The sequence below is a fragment of the Dokdonella sp. genome (assembly GCF_051958935.1).
Lineage (GTDB): Bacteria > Pseudomonadota > Gammaproteobacteria > Xanthomonadales > Rhodanobacteraceae > Dokdonella_A.
On sequence record NZ_JBQCFP010000167.1, the window covers coordinates 1 to 4,641 of the forward strand.

Here is a 4,641-nt window from a genome sequence, read left to right on the forward strand (position 1 = left end):
CCCCCCCCCCGCTCCGCGGGGCGGCGGGCTTTTACACCCCCCGCCGCCCCGCCGCCCCCCCCCCCCCGCGTGCGCGCCGGGCCCCGCCCCCGCCCCCGCGCGCGCGGCGCGCCCCCACCGCCTCAGCCCTTGGCGAACGAATCGCGCAGGGTCACCGTGCGGTTGAACACCGGCGTCGCGCCGGTGTGGTCGGCGAGGTCGGCGACGAAATAGCCGAGCCGCTCGAACTGCAGCGCGTGCTCGCGCTGCGCGCCCGCGGCGGCGGGTTCGACCCATGCCTGCACGACGCGCTTGGAATCGCGGTTGATGTGGTCGGCGTAGGTCTTGCCGTCGCTCGTGTCGTCGGGGTCGGCAACCGTGAACAGGCGCTCGTACAGGCGTACTTCCGCGGCGACCGCATGCCTGGCGCTGACCCAGTGGATCGTGCCCTTGACCTTGCGGTCGGCGCCCGGCATGCCCGTGCGCGTGTCGGTGTCGAGCGTACAGTGGACCTCGCTCACGCGGCCGTCGGCGTCCTTGAGGACATCGGTGCAGCGCACGATGCCGACGCCGCGCAGGCGCACTTCGCCGCCCGGCACGAGGCGGTGGAACCCCTTCGGCGGCACCTCGAAGAAGTCGTCGCGCTCGATCCAGAGCTCGCGCGAGAACGGCACGCGGCGCAGGCCGAAGTCGGGGTTCTTCGGGTGGTTGGCGAACTCGATCGTCTCCTCGTGCGCGGCGTCGAGGTTGGTGATCACGAGCTTGAGCGGGTCGAGCACGGCCATGCGGCGCGGCGCGCCCGCATCGAGCACTTCGCGCACGCAACCTTCGAGCACGCTGAACTCGATCACCGAGTTCTGCTTGGTCACGCCGGCGCGCTCCCAGAACGCGCGGATCGCCGCGGGCGGAAAGCCGCGGCGGCGCAGGCCCGCGAGCGTCGGCATGCGCGGATCGTCCCAGCTGTCGACGAGGCCGTCGGCGACGAGCGCCATGAGCTTGCGCTTGCTCATCACGGTGTAGTCGAGGTTGCCGCGCGCGAATTCGATCTGCTGCGGCCGGCTCGGCGGGCCGGCGAGGCCGGCGCGGCGCATCGGCTCGACGATTTCCGGCATCGACGGCAGGTCGAGCTGGTCGAGGCACCAGTCGTAGAGCGGGCGATGGTCTTCGAACTCGAGCGTGCAGAGCGAATGGGTGATGCCTTCGACCGCGTCCGACACGCAGTGCGCGTAGTCGTACATCGGGTAGATCGGCCAGGCGTCGCCGGTGTTCTGATGGCTGACCTTGCGGATGCGGTAGAGCGCCGGGTCGCGCAGGTTGATGTTGCCCGACGCCATGTCGATCTTCGCACGCAGCGTGCGCGCGCCGTCGGCGAACTCGCCCGCGCGCATGCGGCGGAACAGGTCGAGGTTTTCCTCGACGCTGCGATCGCGCCACGGCGAGTTGCGGCCGGGCTCGGTCAGCGTGCCGCGGTATTCGCGCACTTCCTCCGCGCTGAGGTCGCAGACGAACGCCTTGCCGTCACGGATGAGCTTTTCGGCGCAGAGGTAGAGGATCTCGAAGTAGTCCGACGCGTGGTGCAGCGCGTCCCACTCGAAGCCGAGCCAGTGCACGTCGGCCTGGATCGCATCGACGTACTCGACGTCCTCCTTGGTCGGATTGGTGTCATCGAAGCGCAGGTTGCAGCGCCCGGCGAAATCGGCGGCGATGCCGAAGTTGAGGCAGATCGACTTGGCGTGGCCGAGGTGCAGGTAGCCGTTCGGCTCGGGCGGGAAGCGCGTCTTCACGCGGCCGCCGTGTTTGCCGACCGCGCGGTCGGCGACGACGATCTGGCGGATGAAATTGCCCGCGGCGGGCGCGGCGGTGGTGGCGTCGGTCATGCGTCAGCGCCGCGGCTGCGCGGCGTCCGGTCGAAGGTAAACCACCAGTCTAGCAGGGTGTCGCGAGCCTGCGTTTGCCACGTTTCGAGGGCGATCTGCGCCGTGGCCAGCGGGACCGCGGGCCGATCAGGCCTCGGCCAGGCTGACGCTGCGCACGCCGGGCAGGGTGCGCAGGCGCAGGCGCACCGGGCCGCGCACGTCGCGGATGTCGACCACGCTTTCGTGCTGGGTCGCCTCGATCAGGCCGCGCTCGACCAGGGCCACCGCGACCGTGCGCACCGGGCGCATGAGGTCCTGCCAGCGCCAGCCCATGCGCGTGCCGAGCAGGTGGGCCGCCTCGCTCGGGCAGATGCTGCGGCCCGGCCCCCGCTCGTGGAGCAGCTCCATGAGGCAGTCGCGGATGCGCTCGGCCAGCAGGTCGTCGTGGAACGGCAGGTTCATCCCGTGCTCTGCGCCGGCTGCACGCCCTCGGGTCATCGGGGTCGCGGGCCGGCGGCAATGGCCGGCATAATAGCCACATGGCCGCGACGGCACGTGGCGCGCTGCACCAGCGCTACGCAAGTTCACCATCGCGGCGATCCGGCCTTCACGCCGCGCGGCCGGGCGGCGGTTCCACGGGACGCGAATGAAGATCGTCTATCGGGCCGAGAACATCATCGACGCGAACCTCGTCAAGGGCGCGCTCGAACTCGAGGGCATCGCCGCCTTCGTCAGCGGCGAGTACCTCACCGGCGCCGTCGGCGAACTCCCCTTCTGGAACCTCGTCGCGGTCATGGTCGCCGACCACGACGTCGAACGCGCCGCGCCGATCGCCGGCCGCATCGACCTCGCCTTGCGCGAAGAACGCGCGCAGAACGACGGCCTCGCCGGCGGGGCACTCCCGGCCTGAGCGCCGTTTCCACTCCTGCTTTCCGGAACAACACCTGCATGTCCACCCGGCCGCTGCTGATCATCGGCAACAAGAACTATTCGTCCTGGTCGCTGAGGCCATGGCTGCTGCTGCGCCATCACGGCGTCGCGTTCGACGAGCATCGGCTGCTGCTCGATACGCCCGAATTCGCGCGCGAGATCGGCGACTGGTCGCCCAATCGCAGCGTGCCCGCGCTGCGCCACGGCGGCCTCACCGTGTGGGATTCGATCGCGATCTGCGAGTACGTGAACGAGACATTCCTCGGCGGCGCCGGCTGGCCGCGCGACGCTGCGGCACGCGCGGTCGCGCGCTCGGTCGCGGCCGAGATGCACTCGGGTTTCCGCGCACTGCGCACGCGCATGCCGATGAATGCGCGGCGGCGTGTCGCCGACTTCGCCTACGGCGAGGACGTGCGTGCCGAGATCGAGCGCGTACTCGCGATCTGGCGCGACTGCCGCGCGCGCTTCGGCGCGGGCGGCCCGTTCCTGTTCGGCGGCTTCTCGATCGCCGATGCGATGTATGCGCCGGTCGTGCTGCGTTTCGTCACCTACGGCGTCGCGATCACCTCCGACCTGCAGCCATGGGTCGACGCGCTGCTCGCGTTGCCGGCGATGCAGGAGTGGCTGCGCGACGGTGCAGCCGAGACCGAAGTGCTCGTGGCGACCGAGGCGGTCGCCTGATGCAGGGCACCCACGAACTGCCGCGTCGCGCGCTGCTGCAGATGATCGTCGGCGCGATCGCGATCAGCACGACGAGCCTGTTCGTCAAAGTGGCGCACGTCGGTCCGACGGTGTCGGGCTTCTACCGCATGGGGTTCGGCGGTCTCATGCTGCTCGGCGGCCTCATCGCGCTCGGCCAATGGCGGCGGCTGCGCCTCGCCGAGGTCGGCTGGCTGCTCGTGCCGGGCGCGGCGTTTGCGGTCGATCTCGTCATGTGGCATCGGAGCATCCTCTACGTCGGCCCCGGGCTCGCGACCCTGCTCGGCAACTTCCAGGTGTTCCTGATGGCGCTCGCGGGGTGGCTCATCTACCGCGAACGCCTCGCTTGGCATTTCCTCGCCGGCATCGTGCTCGCATTCGTCGGCCTGTACCCGCTGGTCGGACTCGACTGGTCCGCGGTCGGCGCGCAGTACCGCCTCGGCGTCGGGCTCGGTACCGTCACCGGCGTCGCGTACGCGATCTACATGCTTTCGACGCGGCATGCGCAGCGCGCCGGGCACGTGACGCTCGCCCCGGCGCAACTGCTTTGCGTCAGTTCGCTGCTGAGCGCGGTCGTGCTCGGCGCGGTCGCAGGGGTCGAGGGCGAATCGTTCGTGATACCCGACGCGCAGAGCTGGTCCGCTTTGGTCGGCCTCGCGTTCTTCGGCCAGGTGTTCGGCTGGGTGCTGCTCACGCGCGCGATGCCGCAATTGCCGGCTTCGACGATCGGCCTGCTGCTCCTGCTGCAGCCCGCGCTCAGCTTCATCCTCGACGTGCTGCTGTTCGCGCGCCCGACGCGCACGCTCGACTGGATCGGCGTCGCGCTGTCCCTGCTCGGCATCTTCATCGGCTCGTACCGACCCGCGGCGCGCGCGGCGGCCGCACCAGGCGCCGCGGAACCGTAGGGCAGTACGCGCATGGCGCGTGCCGCCGCATTCACGCGGTGCGTTCGCACACCGCGGCGTGGCGTGGCGGGACTCGCCGCTTCGCGGCTCGACCCGCCCTACACGGTTACCGATGCCCGCATGATCGCGTGACACGTACCTATGCCACCATGATCGCTTTGGGCGGTACGCGCGGCGCGCGTGCCGCCGCAACCACGCGGTGCGTTCGCACACCGCGGCGTGGCGTGGCGGGACTCGCCGCTTCGCGGCTCGACCCGCCCTACACGGTTACC

General features: G+C 70.6%; 5 protein-coding genes. 3 read left to right on the plus strand and 2 right to left on the minus strand.

All coding sequences use genetic code 11. The features are described from left to right. Nucleotides 1-122 precede the first annotated feature (122 nt). Together ACTHK2_RS15740 and ACTHK2_RS15745 are read right to left on the minus strand one after the other, a co-directional pair. Nucleotides 123-1,856: a glutamine--tRNA ligase/YqeY domain fusion protein gene (locus ACTHK2_RS15740; protein WP_440246668.1), complete on the minus strand. Its 1,734-nt coding sequence runs from the start codon at nucleotides 1,854-1,856 to the stop codon at nucleotides 123-125. Between the two features lie 126 nt (nucleotides 1,857-1,982). Further along, nucleotides 1,983-2,297 carry a DUF3253 domain-containing protein gene (locus tag ACTHK2_RS15745; RefSeq protein WP_440246669.1) on the minus strand — a complete coding sequence of 105 codons (315 nt, stop codon included), beginning with the start codon at nucleotides 2,295-2,297 and terminating at the stop codon, nucleotides 1,983-1,985. A gap of 184 nt (nucleotides 2,298-2,481) precedes the next feature. Here ACTHK2_RS15745 and ACTHK2_RS15750 point away from each other — a divergent pair, with 184 nt between their 5' ends. From ACTHK2_RS15750 to ACTHK2_RS15760, 3 genes are read left to right on the plus strand one after another with little or no spacing between them, the layout of a single operon-like run. Next, entirely contained in the window at nucleotides 2,482-2,745 is a 264-nt protein-coding gene (locus tag ACTHK2_RS15750) for a putative signal transducing protein (protein ID WP_440246670.1), read from the plus strand. Between the two features lie 38 nt (nucleotides 2,746-2,783). Then, nucleotides 2,784-3,446 carry a glutathione S-transferase family protein gene (locus ACTHK2_RS15755; RefSeq protein ID WP_440246671.1) on the plus strand — a complete coding sequence of 221 codons (663 nt, stop codon included), beginning with the start codon at nucleotides 2,784-2,786 and terminating at the stop codon, nucleotides 3,444-3,446. Beyond that, on the plus strand, nucleotides 3,446-4,369 hold the full coding sequence (locus tag ACTHK2_RS15760) for a DMT family transporter (RefSeq protein WP_440246672.1): 924 nt from the start codon (nucleotides 3,446-3,448) through the stop codon (nucleotides 4,367-4,369). Before ACTHK2_RS15755 ends, ACTHK2_RS15760 begins: the two co-directional genes overlap by 1 nt. Nucleotides 4,370-4,641 lie beyond the last annotated feature (272 nt).

Coding starts and splice junctions, on each gene's coding strand:
- ACTHK2_RS15740 (WP_440246668.1), bottom strand. CDS start 1,856: ATGACCGACGCCACCACCGCCGCGCCCGCCGCGGGCAATTTCATCCGC.
- ACTHK2_RS15745 (WP_440246669.1), bottom strand. CDS start 2,297: ATGAACCTGCCGTTCCACGACGACCTGCTGGCCGAGCGCATCCGCGAC.
- ACTHK2_RS15750 (WP_440246670.1), top strand. CDS start 2,482: ATGAAGATCGTCTATCGGGCCGAGAACATCATCGACGCGAACCTCGTC.
- ACTHK2_RS15755 (WP_440246671.1), top strand. CDS start 2,784: ATGTCCACCCGGCCGCTGCTGATCATCGGCAACAAGAACTATTCGTCC.
- ACTHK2_RS15760 (WP_440246672.1), top strand. CDS start 3,446: ATGCAGGGCACCCACGAACTGCCGCGTCGCGCGCTGCTGCAGATGATC.